This is a genomic window from Sinomonas soli, from assembly GCF_054782415.1.
The window spans coordinates 166,424-181,406 of sequence record NZ_BAAGSN010000003.1 but is presented as its reverse complement, the minus strand read 5'-3'; the positions used below and the strand labels follow the sequence as shown (position 1 = coordinate 181,406).

Below are 14,983 nucleotides of genomic sequence, written 5' to 3'. Positions count from 1 at the left end.
TGGTCAGGGGGCTGAAGGTGGTGGGAGTCATGTACGAGCCAATCTGCGGGAGCCGATGTACCAGGCCAGGACCTTCCGTCGGACCAGGTCGAAGATGAGGTTTGCTGCGAACCCGATCACGCCGAGTAGGAGGATGCCGGACCACATGTCCGGGATCATGAAACTCTGCTGGGCGAGGAGCGTCATCGCCCCGATGCCCTGGGACGGGCCGAGCATCTCCGAGGCGATCATCACGACGAACGCCGTCTGCAGACTCACCTGGAGGCCCGAGAAGATCTGCGGTCCTGCCGCCGGAAGGAGCACCGAGAAGACGCGTTCCCCCGGACGGAGACGGTAGACGCGGGTGACGTCGATGAGACCGCGGTCCACAGCCCGCAGTCCGTCGACGGTCGAGATGAACGTGGGGAAGAACGCCGCGAGCGCGATGCTCGTGATCCGCATCTCAGGGCCGAAGCCCATGAGGGAGATGAAGATCGGCACGAGTGCGACCGGCGGGATGCCCCGCAGGAAATGGATGACTGGGTCAATCGCCCAGCGGATGGGCGACGCCAGCGCCGTCACAAACCCGACGAGGACGGCGGCGACGGCCGCGAGGACGTAGCCGACGACGAGATTGCGGAGGCTCACGAGAACGTCCGAGCCGAAGTGGTCGAAGAGCCACAGCGCGCGGAAGCGATCAAGGATGTCTGCGAGCGGAGGGAAGAATGTGTCGGTCGAACCCGCCGAGGCGATCCACCATGCCGCAAATAGAGCGGCCGGTGTCCCCACGCCCAGGACCCACAGGATGATGCGTTTCATCAGTGCACCGCCTCTCGGTAGGACTCATGCCAATGGAGCAGCCGACGTTCGGCGGCCCGTGTCCCCGCCTGGAACAGCAGCCCTAGGACGCCGAGGATCACCACCAGCGCGTACATAGTCGCGTAGTTCCCTCCCGCCTGAGCGAGGTACAGGCTCTGTCCGAGCCCGGGGCCGCCGCCGAGCAGCCCCGCCACCACCGTGATGATGAGGGCCGCCGGGGCGGTAACCCGGACTGCGGTACCGATGTACGGAAGGGCGCTCGGCAGCACGATTCGGGAGAGGATCTCCGCAGGCGGCATGCCGTAGGAACGCGCGGTGTCCCGCGCGACAGGATCGGTGCTGTGCACGCCGTCAACCGTCTGCATGATGATCGGGAGCAGGCAGCCGAGGAACACGAGGAACCACGACATCTCTCCGGTGGGCCCGAGGACCAGCACGACGAGTGGCAGGACCACGATAGGCGGGACGGGCTTGAGGAACTCCAGGACGACCCGGGTCGCGTAGCGCACCGGTTCGAAGCTTCCCACGAGGATGCCGACGGTCACCCCGCACGCCCCGGCCGCGGCCAGGCCGAGGAGTGCGATGCCGATCGTGGCGCCGGCCGCAGACCAGAAGTCGGGACTGCCGGCGAGCGAGCCGAGCTCACCGACTACCCGGCCGAGCTGCGGAAGCGAGCCCCCCGCTGCTCCGGAGAGTGCAGCGAGCTGCCAGATCAGCAGGGCTGCCGCGATGCCGGCGGCGCCGACCGCTGTGGGCTTGAAGGACGTTCTCACGGGCGGTCAGCTTCCCAGGATGAGGTCAGCGGGGAGCTTGACGGGCTCCTTGAGGTATCCGAGACTCGCCATTGCGTCATCGACGCGCTGGATATCGTCGACGGTGACCTTGTCGGGCCAGTAGTTCACCGCGCCGGCCTTGATGACATCGACCGGATTGTTGGTGATCTGGGCGCTGAGCTGCTGGGCCTCATCGATGTGCGCATTTGCGTAGGCGTTGGCCTTGTAGATCGCAGTGCGGAATCCCTCGATGGCTCTTTTCTCCTTGGCCAGCGCGCTATTGCCAGTGACCCAGAGGCCCACCGCGCCCGCTTTGAAGAAGGCCACTCCGGGTGAGGCCAGGAGGCGATCGCCCTCCGAGATGGCTTTGGATACGAATGGCGCCACGAGCGAGGCCGCGTCGACTCGTCCGGAGTTGAGGGACTGGAGGGCGGACGAGGGATCGAGGACCATCCAGTTGACCTTGGACGGGTCCCCGCCGTCGTCCTTGATGAGATTGCTCACTGTGACCTCGAGCTGCGCCTTGCGTGCTGGCACCGACACCGATTTGCCCTCGAGGTCCTTGGGACGCTGGATGGGCGAGTCCTTCGCGACGAGGAGGCCCGTGTCGTCAACCTTGGTCATGTCCTTGCTCGCCATCGCCTGGTCGGAGTATCCGTCGGCAGCCGCGACGACGGTGAGCGGGACGTTATTTCCGAGCGCATTCAGAAGGGGAACCGAAGGGGTATAGGTCAGGTCGAGCTGCCCGCTCTGGGCGGCCGCGATGCCCGCTGGCGGATTCGTTACGACTGATGTTTTGACGTCAAGGCCCTGCTCCTTGAAGAAGCCCTTGTCGACAGCGAGCTTGATGGCCGCATCGCTCCCGATGCCAATCGTGCCGACTTTGAGGGTTGTGATGCCATCGTTGCCGCCGGAGGCCGTGCTCGATGATGCAGCGCCGCCGCAGGCGGACAGCGTCAGGGCGAGGATTGCGGCCAGGGCCGCGGGGATGCTACGTCGCATGGTTCTCTCCTCGAGAGGTTTGAAGGGTGGCGTGGAAATGGGTGTCAGGCGAGCATGAAAGGGCGGCAGGCGAGCACGTGGAGCTGTCAATCCAGCAGGGCCCCTGCGTGGACCGGGATGCCCGCCGCGAGGGTGAGGACCACCTCCGTGGCGAGGAGGTCCTCAATGTCGGCGTCATCGGGCCATGGAGCGGAGAGAACGCACACATCCGCTGCCATGCCCGGAGAGAGCACGCCCTTGACGTGCTCCATGTGGTCCTGCCACGAGGCATGCGCCGTCATGGCGGCAAGGGCCTCGGTTCCATGGATGCTCTCGGGATCGCCTGGCATTCCGGGCGACGTTCGCGTTCCGCGCCGGACGGCGGCGACGATCGTCTCGCGCCAATCGGTGCTGGCCACGGGCGCGTCCGAGGCCAGCGTGAAGCGAACTCCTGTCTGGGAGGCCGTGCGGAGGGGCTGGTGCCGGGCGAACCGTTCGTCGCCGAGGATACGGCGCATCGCGTCGCCGGCACCGTGGCGGATCAGCGGATTGGTGCTGTAGCCGATCCCGTGTCGCGCCATGCTGCCGAGGGTCTCCCGGCCGCTGAAAGCCCCGTGGATGATGTAGTGGCGATTGACCCGTGCATCCGTCCGCGCGATGAGGGCTGCGACAGCGGCCTCCGTGGCCGCATCCCCTGTCGCGTGGATGCCGGCCTGCAGCCCTGCCCCATCGATCGCAGCCAAGATCTGGCCCAGTTCCTCGAGACGGTCCGCATCAGTGGCGCCAGCGATGACGAGGCTGCCGTGGGTGCAGTGGTCGCCGTAGGGCTCGTTCATCCAGGCCGTGCCGCTGCGCGGGATGCCGTCCGCGAAGACCTTGACGCCCGCGATCCGGAGCCGCTCGGGGTTGATCCCGCGGTCGGTGTACGCGTGGCCCAGCCCGCTCGCGAGGCCGGCCGTGATGGCCGTGCTGTCCGCACCCCCCGTGCCGGCGAACAGCATCAGCACCGTCGCGCGCAGGGTGAGCTCACCCGATTCTGCGAGGTCGCCGAGGAGATGGATCGCCTCGGTCGAGCCGGACCCGTCGAGGAGCCCTGCGCAGGCGGGTCCGAGGCCCGGCTCGGTGAACGAGGTGATTCCCTGGGTGTGGAGCCGGCGCTGCATCGCGAGCATCGCGTCCCTGAGCGCTGTGCGCGGGACGGGAGGGAGTGCGCGGTTGAGGAGCTCCATTGCGGCGTCCTGGAACAGGCCATTCAGCTCGCCGAGCCCGTCACGGCCGATGACGCCGCCCGCCGGGTTGTGGGCCGCCGCCGTGAGTCCCGCCCTGCGCAATGCCTCCCGGTTGGCCGCGAGCTGGTGGCCGGTCTGGTCGAAGGCGACGATCGGCGTGTCCGAGCGGACGTCGAGGATCTGGCCGGCCGCGCCGCCGATGAGCACGTCGTCCCACCCGCGGGCGCGAATCCACCCGTCGGCTCCCGGCTCCGCGCGGCGTAGGAGGTCCACAACGCCGTCCCAGCTGGGTGCCACTGCCGCGGAGATGTCGAGGTAGCCGAAGGCCGACATGGCGGCGCCGGTGAAGTGCAGGTGGGAGTCGTTGATCCCCGGCAGCACCGCCCCGCCCGACGCATCCACCACCGTGGTGCGAGGGCCAATGACGGCGGCGACATCCGCGGAGCCGACGGCGAGGATGCGGCCTTCACGGACCGCGAGCGCATCCGCGACGGGTCTGTCCGCGCTGCTCCCCCGGCCCGCGGGACCCATAGGCAGGACTTGGGCGTTAACGATCGCCATGTCTGCGAGAGGCCTCGTGTCGGTACGTCGCGCCACTGTCATCTCCTCGTCGTCTAGCGGGTACAGATGTGATCCGGACAACATCATGCACCACGACTAGATCATTTGACTAGGTCAAGTGACCAAGTTAGGTCGTAGGCTTGTCCTGCGTCCGTCGCGCCACGGTGGCACGCGCGCCCGCGCCTAGGATGGACGCTGATGACAGGGGGAGGCACCCATGCCCAGGATTCCCGCCGAGGAGCGGAGGATGCAGTTCGTCGAGGCTGCCGCGCGGGTGATCGCCGCGGAGGGCCTGCCTGCTGCGACGACGAGGCGCATTGCGTCCGAGGCCGATGCGCCGCTCGCCGCGCTCCACTACTGCTTCCGGAATAAGGACGCGCTCCTCGAAGAGGTCTACAACTTCCTGAGCCGCGACTACGCGAAGAGCCTGACCCCCATCGAGGACCTCGGTGCCGGCCTCCCCCGCGTGATCCGACAGCATGCCCAACGGATCTGGGACCGCATGCTCGAGCGCCCCCACGAACAGGTGACCACCTTCGAGCTCCTTCTCCGCCGCTTCCGCGAACCCCCCGAATCAGAGCCGGTGGCGCGGGCCCAGAACCGCTCGATGTACGAGGGATGGGTCACCTCGACCGCAGAGCTGTTCGCATCGGCGTGCAGAGCCTCGGGACAGGACGTGCCGCTCCACCTCAACCTCGTCGCGCGGCTGTTCATCTCGGGCATCGACGGCATCAGCATGCAGCACATCGCCGATCCCGACACGGAGCGATCGCAAGCGCTCATTGCACTCCTCGCGGATTCACTCGTGGAACTCCTCGCACGGTCGGACGCTGCCGCTTCGGACTCTGCCGCCAGCGGGACCTGAGGAGTCAGCGAGAGCTTCCGGACAGGAACGGCACGAGTACCTCCAGGATCGGGCCCGCCGGTGCGAGCGTCCCGGCGTGCGTCCGCCCGGGAAGCTCGACGAACCGGGCGTCCGGCATGATCCCGGCCGCGCGGCGCGAGTCCTCGAGCCGCTGCGGGTCGCGGGTGCCCGCCATGAGGAGGGCGGGAAGGGCGAGCTGGGCGAGCACGGCCTCGGGCAGCCCGGGGTCCTCCTCGGTTCCGGTGAAGCACGCGGCGAGCGCCCCGGCGTCGTTCGCGAGGAACGCCTGGCGGGTGGCCGGGTCCACCGCCTTCCCGCTGGCCTCGAGCCCCTCGACGAACGCGTGCATGCCGCCCGAGCGCAGGGCCCCGAGGTAGCCGGGGAAGAAGACCTTGGCCACCTCGCCGCGCTGGGGCCGGTACGTGCCGCCCAGCGCCGTGAGCGAGACCGCACGCGCGGGGGCCGCGGCGGCGAGGGAGAACGCCACCCGTGCGCCGAGCGAGTAGCCCACCAGATGGGCCCGGCCGATTCCCTCGGCGTCGAGGACGGCGAGGACGTCGCCGGTGTGCAGCGCCATCCGGTACGCCTCGGCGGCGGCCGGCTTGCCGCTGCGCCCGTGGCCGCGGAGGTCGATCCGCACCACTGTGAAGCCCTCCAGCGCCTTCGCGTAGCCGAGTCCGCGCCAGATCGCCTTCGACAGGGCTGAGCCGTGGAGGAGGACGACGGCGGGCCCCTCGCCAACGGCGTCGTAGGAGATCTCGGTGCCGTCGGCGGGGTTCGCGGTCGTGCTCACCGGCACACCCTACCGCCGCACCGCGCGGGGGCGGCGCCGATGTGGCACACCCCTCAGCGGGGCACGACGGCGGCGCGCGCCGTCCGCTGCCGGCGCACCCAGGCGGCGGCGAGGAGGGCGGTGCCGAGCTCGACCGCGATGATGGCGAGCATGGCCCCTGCGTGGGCATCCGCAGCCCCCGCGGACGGCTGGTGGGCGTGCGCGTGGCCGCCCCCGTGGCCACCGGAGAGCAGGAGCGCACCGTGCACGAGCACCATGCCCAGCGACATCCCGATAACGGCGCGGGCTGCGCCCAGGCTCGGCCGGCGCCAGAGGTGCCACGCGCAGGGCAGGCATGCCGCGGCCATGGCCGCCCCGAGCGCCGCCATCCATCCGCCGCCGGGGACCATGGCGAGGTGGGCTGCCCCGGCTGCTCCGGCCGCCGCGGCGGCCCAGCGGCCGGAACTCCTTGCGGGCATCGTCCTCGTGTCCATGCCACGAGCATCACAGGGACGGTGCACTGCGGGCTTCGGCCACAGCGCACCGTCCTTGACCACCCGCGCACAGCGCGACGGCGGGCCCTCCCGCGTGGGAGGGCCCGCCGTCGTGCGCCAGCGCCAGCAGACCCCAGTGCCGGCAGCGCCCGGTGTCAGCGAGCGGCCAGGGGCAACGTCAGCGAGGGGGCACGGTCAGCGCGCGGCCTCGGGGTGCTCGCTGACGTAGTCCTCGTGTGCCTCGGCGACGTGGAGGTCCACCCCCTTGGTCTCCTTCACGAGCGAGACGCCCACGAGGGAGATCACGGCGGCGACGGCGATGTAGGCGCCGATCGTCCAGGACATCTTGAACTGGTTCATGAGCATCTCGGCGATCATCGGGGCGAAGGCGCCGCCCAGGATCGCGCCGAGGGCGTATCCGATCGAGACGCCCGAGTAGCGCACCTTCGCCGGGAACATCTCGGCGTAGAGCGCGGACTGGGGACCGTAGGAGAGGCCGAGTCCGAACGTCATCACGAAGAGCGCCACGAAGTACCAGACGATGTTCTTCGTGTCGATGAGGAACCACATCGGCACCGCCCACAGGGCAAGGAAGGCGTAGCCGATCTGGAACGTGCGGATGCGGCCGAGCCGATCGGAGACCACGCCGCCCCAGAGGGTGAAGATGAGCCAGCCGAACGAGGCGAGCGTCGTCGCCAGCAGCACCGTGGGCTGGTCCATCTTGAGGTTCTTCACCGCGTAGGTGGCGAAGTAGGCGATCAGCAGGTAGCCGGCGGCGTTGTTGGCGATGAAGATGACCGCGGTGAGGGCGACTTCCTTCCAGTTGTGGCGGAAGAGCTGCCCGAGGGGGGCCGAGGACTCCTTGCGGCGCTCCTGGAGCTGGAGGAAGACCGGGCTCTCCTCGACGGCGCGGCGGATCAGGTAGCCGACGGCGATGAGGACGATCGAGAACAGGAACGGCAGGCGCCACCCCCACTGGACGAATGCCGGCCCCATCATGGTGGTGAGGATCCACAGCGTGAAGGTCGCGAGGATCATGCCGATCGGGACGCCGATCTGCGGGTAGGCGCCGAAGTAGCCGCGGCGGCCCTTGGGCGCGTGCTCGACCGACATGAGGGCGGCACCGCCCCACTCGCCGCCGGCGGAGAAGCCCTGGAGCACCCGCAGGAGGATGAGCAGGAGCGGTGCGAGCGCGCCGACCTGGGCGTAGGTGGGCAGGATGCCGATGAGCGAGGTGGACAGGCCCATCATGATGAGCGTGAACACGAGCATCTTCTTGCGGCCGAGCCGGTCGCCGAGATGGCCGGCCACGATCGCGCCGAGGGGGCGGAAGAGGAACGAGATGCCGATCGTCGCGAAGGCGATCACCTGGGACATGCCCGGGTTCTCCTTCGCTACGGGGGCGAGGAAGAGCGGACCGAGCACGACGCCGGCCGCCTGGGCGTAGATGAAGAAGTCGTACCACTCGATGGTGGTGCCGACGAGGGTGCCAGCCAGGACCCGACGCTCCTCGCGCGACATCGCGGAGGTGGGCTGGGAGGCGTTGACTGCCTGGGTCATTGGGACTCCGTGGTTCTAGGGTGCGAATGCCCCGCGGAGGGGCGAACCGTTGACGGTGGACGCCGGTGGGCGTCCCGACCGCTCGATTTACCAACCGATTGGTCGGTCAACAAAGGCAGAATACATGACTGTGAGATGGCACACACGCGGTCCGGGGAGCCGGCGTGGCGCGATGCGGCGAGCGGCGCCCGCGGCGCGCCGAACGGCGGCCTGCGTTGCCGCACCGGCCCGGTGTGCCCGATACTGAGGCGATACGTTCGATAATGGAACAGAGAGTGCTGATATCGGACAGCGCCGCGCGCGGAACGCCGCGACCCAGCCAGCTGCAGAGGATCCCATGCCACGCACCGCCGAGACCGGCCCCCACTCCCAGACGCTCTCCCGGGGCATCCGCGCCCTCGAGCTCCTCGCGGAGGCGCGCACTCCCCTGACGATTGCCGAGCTCTCCTCGGCTCTCGACGTGCACCGCTCGATCGCGTACAGGATCGTGCGCACGCTCGAGGACCACGCGCTCGTGACGCGCGACGACTCGGGACGGCTGCAGCCCGGAGCGGGCCTCGCGGTACTCGCCCGCTCGGTCTCGCGGGACCTCCAGGCGGCCGCCCTGCCGGAGCTCGGCCGGCTCGCAGCCGAGCTGCACATGACCGCCTTCGTTGCCGTCTGGGACCGCACCGACTGCATCACGCTCGCCACGGTCGAGCCCCAGCACAACGGCGCGACCCTCGCCCAGCACCCGGGGACCAGGCACCCCTTGGACCGCGGCGGCCCCGGCATCGCCATCCAGTCCGCCCTCGGGCGGGAAGAGTGGCAGCAGCGGGTGCCCGACGTGCCCTACCGTGCCGAGTCGGACGAGTCCCGCGAGCGCGGCTATGCGCTCAGCCACGACGAGGTGATCCCCGGCCTGTCCTCCGTTGCCGTCCCCCTGATCCTGCCGCACCACCGGCCCGCGGCGCTTGCCGTGGTCTACCTCGGGACCGCCGTCGAGCCGGCACCCATCGGCGCCGCCCTCCTCGCCGCGGCAGGCCGCATCGCGCACGCCGTCGGCTAGGGCCGCCGGGCACGGCCGGGGACGTCGAGCGGGGCAGAGTCGGGCGGACGCGATCCGCCGGGGCGGGAGGGCCAGCCAGAGCAGAGTCGGGCGGCCGGCAGCCGGTGAAGCGTGCTCCCGGCGGGGCCGGGCTGCAGCGGAGGCGTCAGGCCGCGGACCGGGTGCGACCGCGCAGCAGGAGCAGGGCCGCCGTGCCGAGCAGCATGAGTGCGCCGGCCGAGGCAAGGGGCGCAGCGAACGCCGCGGCCGCACCGCCGCCCTCCGCCAGCGCACCGGCGGTGCCTGCTCCCAGGGCGACGCCTGCGACGAGGCCGCTGGCGAGCGCGGTCATGGCCGTGCCCATGCGGCCGGGGGGCGCCAGCCGGCCGCCGAGGCCGTAGACCGTGACCATGATCGGGCCGACGGGCAGGCCGATCAGTAGCATCACCGCCGCCATGGCCCCGAAGGAGTGGGGCAGGAGCATGAGGAACGCCAAGGCCGTCAGGGCTCCCGCGCAGGCCGCCCAGCGCGCGGCGAGGGTGAACCCCGCAGGCCAGGCGGCAACGCTGAGTGCGGCGACGGCGGAGGTCAGGCCCAGCGCCGCGTAGAGGAGTCCGGCGATCTCCGCCGCGCCGCGCTCGCCGGCGAAGGCGGTCAGTGCGGTCTGCGTGCTGCCGAAGAAAGCGCCCATCGCGAGCATTCCCCCGACCGGCAGCGCGACAGGGCCCCAGCTGCCGCCAGACGGCGCCGTGCCCGCCGGCGCCGTGGCGCGCGCCCTTTCGGCGGCCGGGCGGACGGCCCGCACGGTCGGAGGCACCGCGTTCGCGGTGGGGTGCAGCGCGAAGGTCGTCACGAACACGGCCGTGAGGGCGGCGGCCAGGGCCAGCGGGAGCCAGGGTGCGAGGGCCGCCCCGAGGACACCGACCAAGGCGGGGCCGAGGACGAACGTCAGCTCGTCGGCCGTGCTCTCGTAGGAGAATGCGGCATCGCGCTCGAGCTCGCGCAGCGGGCGCCGGGCGGTGAGGGCCATCCACCGCGCGCGGGCGAGCGGACCGACCTGCGGAAGAGTCAGCCCCGCCGCGAGCGAGGCGGCCATGAGCGGAAGCGGTGCAGACTCGTGGAGGCCGCCAGCCGGGTAGCTGGCGACGATGACCGCCACCGTCGCGGCCGTGTTGAGGAGTCCCGCGACGAGGACTGTGCGGCGCTGGCCGTACCGGTCGGCGAGCCAGCCGAGGGCTGGCGCGCCGAGCGCCGAGCCCACGCCGACCGCCCCTGCAGCGAGGCCGCCGAGCGCGTACGAGCCGGCGGCGACCGACGCGAGGGCCAGAGTGCCGATGGTCAGCATCGCCAGCGGGAGCCTGGCCACGAGGGCGATGGGGATGAAGCCCGCCCCCGCGAGGGACGGGAGCGCGGAGTAGCGGGCAAGGAGGGAGACGCGCACGGCCACGGGATACCTCGAGGACAGGCACGGCGTCCCTGCCACCCGCCGTGCAGGACCCGGTAGCCCTCACATCCTACTGGGCCGTCTGGGGGGCGTGGGCCGTCGGGGGGACGAGCCCCACCGAGGCGATGCGGGATCCGTCGCGGCCCTTGCTTACCCGGATCTGGGCCGGGATGCGCTGCTTGAGCTCCGAGACGTGGCTCACGAGGCCCACTACGCGGCCGCCGGCCCGCAGGCCCTCGATCGCGTCCATGACCTGCTCGAGGGCCTGTTCGTCGAGGCTGCCGAACCCTTCATCGACGAACAGCGTCTCGATGTCGATGCCGCCGGCCTCGTGCTGGACCACGTCCGCCAGACCGAGCGCGAGGGCGAGCGAGGCCATGAACGTCTCGCCGCCCGAGAGGGTGGACGGGTCGCGCCGCTGGCCCGTCCACCCGTCCACGACGTCGAGCCCGAGGCCCGAGGCGGCCCCCCGGGCGGCGAGCGCATCGGTGTGCTCGAGGCTGAACCGTCCGTCGCTCATCGCCAGGAGCCGCTCGGTAGCGGCGACGGCTACCTGCTCGAGCCGGGCGGCGAGCACGTAGCTGTGCAGCGACATGCGCCGCGCGTTCTCCCCCTGGCCACGCACTGTCCTGGCCAGCTCGGCGAGCGTGCTGGCGCGGCCGCGGGTCTGCTCGAGCAGGGGCCGGCCGGCCTCGAAGGCTGCCCGCAGGGTCGCCAGGCGCCCGCAGGCCGCGGCGGTCCGCTGGGCGGCGAACTCGGCTGTCCTCGCCCGGAGCTCGGCCGCGGACTCGGCGGTCCGCGCTGCCTCCAGGGCGCTCCGGTCCGCCGCTGCGGTTCCGTGCTCGGCGTTGAGGGCCCGCTGGACCGCCGCCGAGGCGAACAGGCCGCTCAGCTGCTGTCCTTCTGCCTCGTGGGCCGCCGCCTCGGCCTCGAGCCGTGCCGCCTCGTCCGGACTCAGGAGTGCCGCGCGCGCCGTCGGCGCGTCGGCGAATGGGGAGGCGTCGAGGGCCGCCGAGAGGGCCGCGTCCGTCTGGGACAGTGCGTCCTGGGCCGCGCGGCAGGCCCCGAGGGAGTCTCCGAGCGCGGCGAGGGTGCGGGCCCGTGCCGCGACGTCGGACTGCCGGGCGGAGACGCTGGGGAAGCCGCCGCGCCAGAGCACGACGTCGGCCTGCCGGCGGTCCCGCTCCTCACCCCGGCTCCGGAGTGTCTCCTCGGCACGGATCCTCAGGCCCGTGGCCTCCTCGCGGGCCGCGAGGGCGGACTGGCGGCGGTCGGAGAGCGTGCGCAGCTGCGCGAGGACGGACGTGAGCCGGACCTCGGCCTCACGGGCATGGCGGACGGCCGCGAGCTTCTCCTCGCGCACCCGGACGGCCTTGTCCGGGTCTGTCGCTCCCCCGCGGGCCTCCACGGCCGCGAGCTGCGCGCGCGCCTCCGCCACCGCCTCGAGGGCGGCGCGCTCGCCTGCTGCCGCTGCCTCCGAGGACCTGGCCGCGTCGCGCTCCGCGTCGACGAGCAGGAGCGGATCCTCGGCGCCCTCTGCGGGAGCGGGGTGGTCGGGGGAGCCGCACACGGGGCACGGGGCATCCTGGTCGAGGTGCGCGGCCAGCTCCGCGGCGGCCTGCCCCAGCCGCCGTTCGCGCAGGCCCAGCCAGGACTCCTTGGCATCGAGGGCCTGGGTGCGGCGTTCCTCATGCTCGCGCGTGGCGTCGTTGAGCGTCCGGAGGGCCAGCGCGCGGTCCTCGACGGCCTTCACGATGTCCTCAGCGGCGTCCGCCTCGATGGTGGCGGCGCCGAGGGCTGCGGCGTCGACCGCGAGCCGCGCCCGCTCCTCCTCGAACGCGGCGAGTTCCCGGCCGAGCCGTTCCGCGTCCGCGTCCGCGCGCTCCGCGGCGGCCCGGTGTGTCCCGAGGGCCGTGGCGGCGTCCGCAAGCTGGCGCTCAAGGTCGGCGAGCTCGCGCTCGGCGGCGATGCGCTCCGCGAGCACGGCTGCCTCCGCCTCCTCGGACGATGCCGCTGCCCTCACCTCCTCGGCCGCGGGCAGCCCGCTGCGCGAATCGGTGCGCGAAGGCGTCCATCCCGTGGCAGCGGCGGCTTCCGCGAGGGCCGCGGCGTCGGCGCGCGCCCGTGCCGCCGCCTCCGACGCGCGTTCGGCGTCGGTGAGGGGCCGGCTGAGGAGAGCGGCCGCGCGGTGCGAGGCGAGGGCCTCGAGCCGGGTGGACTGCGTGGCCGCGGCCGACTCCCAGTCCACTCGGCGCCCCCGTGCGGCGGCGAGTTCTTGGGCGTCCTCGAAGGCCCGTGTGGCCTCGGTGACCGCGCGGCGGCTGTCCGCGAGCGCCGCGCGGGCGGCGTCACAGTCCTCCGCCGCGCGGTCCCTGAGCGCGCTGAGCGCCGTTTCGGACCACGCGAGCAGGTCAGCTGCGTACTCGGGGTCCAGCGGCTGGTCGGGGTCCAGGACCCGGCCCGGCCGCTGCTCCCGGCCCTGCTCGTGCCCATCCGCCTGGTCCTCACCTCGACCCTCGGAGCCCTCGCGGCCGGCGACGGACTCCTCGCGGCCGCCCTCGGGGTCCTCCCGTTGGCCCTCGGAGTCCTCGCGGCCGGTGACCTGGCGGCCCAGCTCGTCCGGCAGTTCCTCGGCGAGGGCGGTGAGCTCCGCCTCCAGGCTGGCGATCGGCCGGGCCGCGGCTCGCTCCGCGGCCTCGGCCTCGGTCCGGGCAGCCTGGGCGAGGGAGGCAAGCTGGTTCTCGACCTCGGCGAAGCGGCGCGTGCCGAAGAGCTTCTCGAGGAGCTCGGTGCGTTCGGAGGCCTTGGCCCGCAGGAACGACGCGAACTCGCCCTGGGGCAGGAGCACGACCCGGGTGAACTGCTCGCGCGCCATCCCGAGCACGGCGCCCAGGAGGGCGCCCGCCTCGTCGTTGCGCGAGGTGAGGGGCCGCCACGCTCCGTCCACGAGCTCGCGGACGTGCGTCGCGGCCTTCTGCTGGACCCACCCGGCCGCGGACCGCGCACTCGGACGCGACCATTCCGGGGTCCGGCGGACCTCGAAGCGCCGGCCCTGGGCCGTGAACTCGAGCACCACCGCGGGCTCCGCCTCGCCGGGCGCGTGATGGCTCTTGAGCGAGCGCGTCCCCTGGCGGGCCCCTGGGAGGCTGCCGTAGAGCGCGAAGCAGACCGCGTCGAGGATGCTCGTCTTGCCCGCGCCGGTGGGCCCGTTCAGGAGGAAGAGCCCATGCTCGGCCAGGGAGTCGAAGTCGATGGCCTCGTCACCGGCGAACGGTCCGAACGCGCTGATCTCGAGTCGGTGGAGCCTCACGCGCCCGCCTCCGTGAGCCGCACCGAGTCGAGCGCCCCCTCCAGGGCTGCTCGTTCGGTGGTGTCGGCACCGCGGCCGCGGACGTGCTCGAGGAATCCGCAGCACAGGTCCAGGTCGCTCCGCGCGGCGGCGAGCCGCTCGCTGTATGTTGCCGCGGCCGCCTCGTCCCGGCCTTCGGGCTCGAAGGCGAGCGCGACGGTGAGGGGGAAGCGGGCGCGCAGCCGCTCCATGGCGGCGCGCGGACGCTCCGGGTCCGTGAGGGTGACGTGGCAGTACGCGGTCTCGGCGTCCGCATGGGACGGGTCGGACAGGAGGTCCTCGAGCGGTCCGCGCAGGACTGCGAGCCGGTGCCGGCTCGCCCAGTCGACAGGTTCGATCGACGCGATCCCGTCCGGCCCGACGTCGAGCATCCACGCCCCCTTGCCCTGCCGCCATTCCGAGAACGAGTAGGCGAGCGGGGACCCCGAGTAGCGGATCGTCGGGGCGAGCTCCTGCCGCCCGTGCAGGTGGCCCAGGGCGGCGTAGTCGAAACCCTCGAAGACCCCCAGCGGCACGACGTCGAGGCCGCCCACCGAGAGCGCGCGCTCGCTCTCGCTGGGCACCCCGCCGCCGGCGAACGTGTGGGCCATGACGATCGAATGCACGGTGCCCGCGGCCCGCCGGGCCTCCAGGTCCGCCCTTGCCCTCCCGAGCGCGGCCGCGGTGACGGAGGCGTGGCCGGGCGCGGACGCGCCGAGGGCCTCTGCGACGAGGCGGGGCTCGAGGTACGGGAGCCCGTAGACGGCGAGCTGGGCGCCGCCCCCGAGCGGAAGCAGCACCGGGTCCGCGATCTGGTCCAGGCGGGTCCGCAGGTGCACGCCCCCGCGCTCGAGGAGCCGGGAACCGAAGCCGAGCCGCACCGCGGAGTCATGGTTTCCGCTGGTGACGACCACCTGCGCACCGGCGGCCGTGAGCCGCACGAGCGCCTCGTCGAGGAGCTCGACGACGTCGACGGCGGGCAGGGCCCGGTCGTAGACATCGCCCGCGATGAGGACCGCTGCGACGTCCTCGGACTCCACGTGGGCCACGAGCGCATCGAGCCACTCGCGCTGCGCCCCGAGCATCCCGACGCCGTGGAAGGACCGGCCCAGGTGCCAGTCCGAGGTGTGGAGGATCTTCATGGTCGAAAC

At 72.1% G+C, this 14,983-nt stretch carries 12 protein-coding genes; 2 read left to right on the top strand and 10 right to left on the bottom strand.

All coding sequences use genetic code 11. From position 1 onward, the window contains the following. Positions 1 to 27 precede the first annotated feature (27 nt). From ACYVKZ_RS02000 to ACYVKZ_RS01985, 4 genes are all read right to left on the bottom strand, one after another. The gene (locus ACYVKZ_RS02000; RefSeq protein WP_460990350.1) at positions 28 to 798 is read right to left on the bottom strand and encodes an ABC transporter permease; all 771 of its coding nucleotides are present in this window, start codon (positions 796 to 798) and stop codon (positions 28 to 30) included. Beyond that, a complete protein-coding gene (locus ACYVKZ_RS01995; protein ID WP_460990349.1) occupies positions 798 to 1,571 on the bottom strand; it encodes an ABC transporter permease in 774 nt (257 codons plus the stop codon). The genes ACYVKZ_RS02000 and ACYVKZ_RS01995 overlap by 1 nt, the downstream gene beginning before the upstream one ends. Before the next feature lie 6 nt (positions 1,572 to 1,577). Continuing rightward, positions 1,578 to 2,573: an ABC transporter substrate-binding protein gene (locus tag ACYVKZ_RS01990; RefSeq protein WP_460990348.1), complete on the bottom strand. Its 996-nt coding sequence runs from the start codon at positions 2,571 to 2,573 to the stop codon at positions 1,578 to 1,580. 86 nt (positions 2,574 to 2,659) lie between these two features. Beyond that, positions 2,660 to 4,342, bottom strand: a complete 1,683-nt coding sequence (locus ACYVKZ_RS01985; RefSeq protein ID WP_460990347.1) for an amidohydrolase — start codon at positions 4,340 to 4,342, stop codon at positions 2,660 to 2,662. A 217-nt stretch (positions 4,343 to 4,559) separates the two neighbouring features. Here ACYVKZ_RS01985 and ACYVKZ_RS01980 point away from each other — a divergent pair, with 217 nt between their 5' ends. After that, positions 4,560 to 5,207: a TetR/AcrR family transcriptional regulator gene (locus tag ACYVKZ_RS01980; protein WP_460990346.1), complete on the top strand. Its 648-nt coding sequence runs from the start codon at positions 4,560 to 4,562 to the stop codon at positions 5,205 to 5,207. Positions 5,208 to 5,211: 4 nt separating this feature from the next. Here ACYVKZ_RS01980 and ACYVKZ_RS01975 read toward each other — a convergent pair whose 3' ends face one another. The 3 genes from ACYVKZ_RS01975 to ACYVKZ_RS01965 all read right to left on the bottom strand — a co-directional run bounded on the left by ACYVKZ_RS01975 (position 5,212) and on the right by ACYVKZ_RS01965 (position 8,033). Next, positions 5,212 to 6,000: an alpha/beta fold hydrolase gene (locus ACYVKZ_RS01975; protein ID WP_460990345.1), complete on the bottom strand. Its 789-nt coding sequence runs from the start codon at positions 5,998 to 6,000 to the stop codon at positions 5,212 to 5,214. A gap of 53 nt (positions 6,001 to 6,053) precedes the next feature. Beyond that, positions 6,054 to 6,473, bottom strand: a complete 420-nt coding sequence (locus ACYVKZ_RS01970) for a hypothetical protein (RefSeq protein ID WP_460990344.1) — start codon at positions 6,471 to 6,473, stop codon at positions 6,054 to 6,056. 195 nt (positions 6,474 to 6,668) lie between these two features. Beyond that, entirely contained in the window at positions 6,669 to 8,033 is a 1,365-nt protein-coding gene (locus ACYVKZ_RS01965; protein ID WP_460990343.1) for an MFS transporter, read from the bottom strand. A 337-nt stretch (positions 8,034 to 8,370) separates the two neighbouring features. On the opposite strand from ACYVKZ_RS01965, the gene ACYVKZ_RS01960 reads away from it, so the two are divergent. Beyond that, positions 8,371 to 9,081: an IclR family transcriptional regulator gene (locus ACYVKZ_RS01960; RefSeq protein ID WP_460990342.1), complete on the top strand. Its 711-nt coding sequence runs from the start codon at positions 8,371 to 8,373 to the stop codon at positions 9,079 to 9,081. 145 nt (positions 9,082 to 9,226) lie between these two features. Here the strand turns inward: ACYVKZ_RS01960 and ACYVKZ_RS01955 are convergent, their stop codons facing one another. The 3 genes from ACYVKZ_RS01955 to ACYVKZ_RS01945 form a co-directional block, all read right to left on the bottom strand. Continuing rightward, entirely contained in the window at positions 9,227 to 10,501 is a 1,275-nt protein-coding gene (locus tag ACYVKZ_RS01955; protein ID WP_460990341.1) for an MFS transporter, read from the bottom strand. Between the two features lie 73 nt (positions 10,502 to 10,574). Continuing rightward, positions 10,575 to 13,814 (bottom strand): AAA family ATPase, encoded by a 3,240-nt coding sequence (locus tag ACYVKZ_RS01950; RefSeq protein WP_460990340.1) that lies wholly within the window; start codon positions 13,812 to 13,814, stop codon positions 10,575 to 10,577. Further along, on the bottom strand, positions 13,811 to 14,974 hold the full coding sequence (locus ACYVKZ_RS01945; protein WP_460990339.1) for an exonuclease SbcCD subunit D: 1,164 nt from the start codon (positions 14,972 to 14,974) through the stop codon (positions 13,811 to 13,813). Before ACYVKZ_RS01945 ends, ACYVKZ_RS01950 begins: the two co-directional genes overlap by 4 nt. Between the last annotated feature and the right edge of the window lie 9 nt (positions 14,975 to 14,983).

What these genes read in the sequence shown, in the direction of transcription:
- ACYVKZ_RS01965 (WP_460990343.1), bottom strand. Translation starts at nt 8,033, where the DNA reads ATGACCCAGGCAGTCAACGCCTCCCAGCCCACCTCCGCGATGTCGCGC.
- ACYVKZ_RS01985 (WP_460990347.1), bottom strand. Translation starts at nt 4,342, where the DNA reads ATGGCGATCGTTAACGCCCAAGTCCTGCCTATGGGTCCCGCGGGCCGG.
- ACYVKZ_RS01980 (WP_460990346.1), top strand. Translation starts at nt 4,560, where the DNA reads ATGCCCAGGATTCCCGCCGAGGAGCGGAGGATGCAGTTCGTCGAGGCT.
- ACYVKZ_RS01990 (WP_460990348.1), bottom strand. Translation starts at nt 2,573, where the DNA reads ATGCGACGTAGCATCCCCGCGGCCCTGGCCGCAATCCTCGCCCTGACG.
- ACYVKZ_RS02000 (WP_460990350.1), bottom strand. Translation starts at nt 798, where the DNA reads ATGAAACGCATCATCCTGTGGGTCCTGGGCGTGGGGACACCGGCCGCT.
- ACYVKZ_RS01970 (WP_460990344.1), bottom strand. Translation starts at nt 6,473, where the DNA reads ATGGACACGAGGACGATGCCCGCAAGGAGTTCCGGCCGCTGGGCCGCC.
- ACYVKZ_RS01945 (WP_460990339.1), bottom strand. Translation starts at nt 14,974, where the DNA reads ATGAAGATCCTCCACACCTCGGACTGGCACCTGGGCCGGTCCTTCCAC.
- ACYVKZ_RS01960 (WP_460990342.1), top strand. Translation starts at nt 8,371, where the DNA reads ATGCCACGCACCGCCGAGACCGGCCCCCACTCCCAGACGCTCTCCCGG.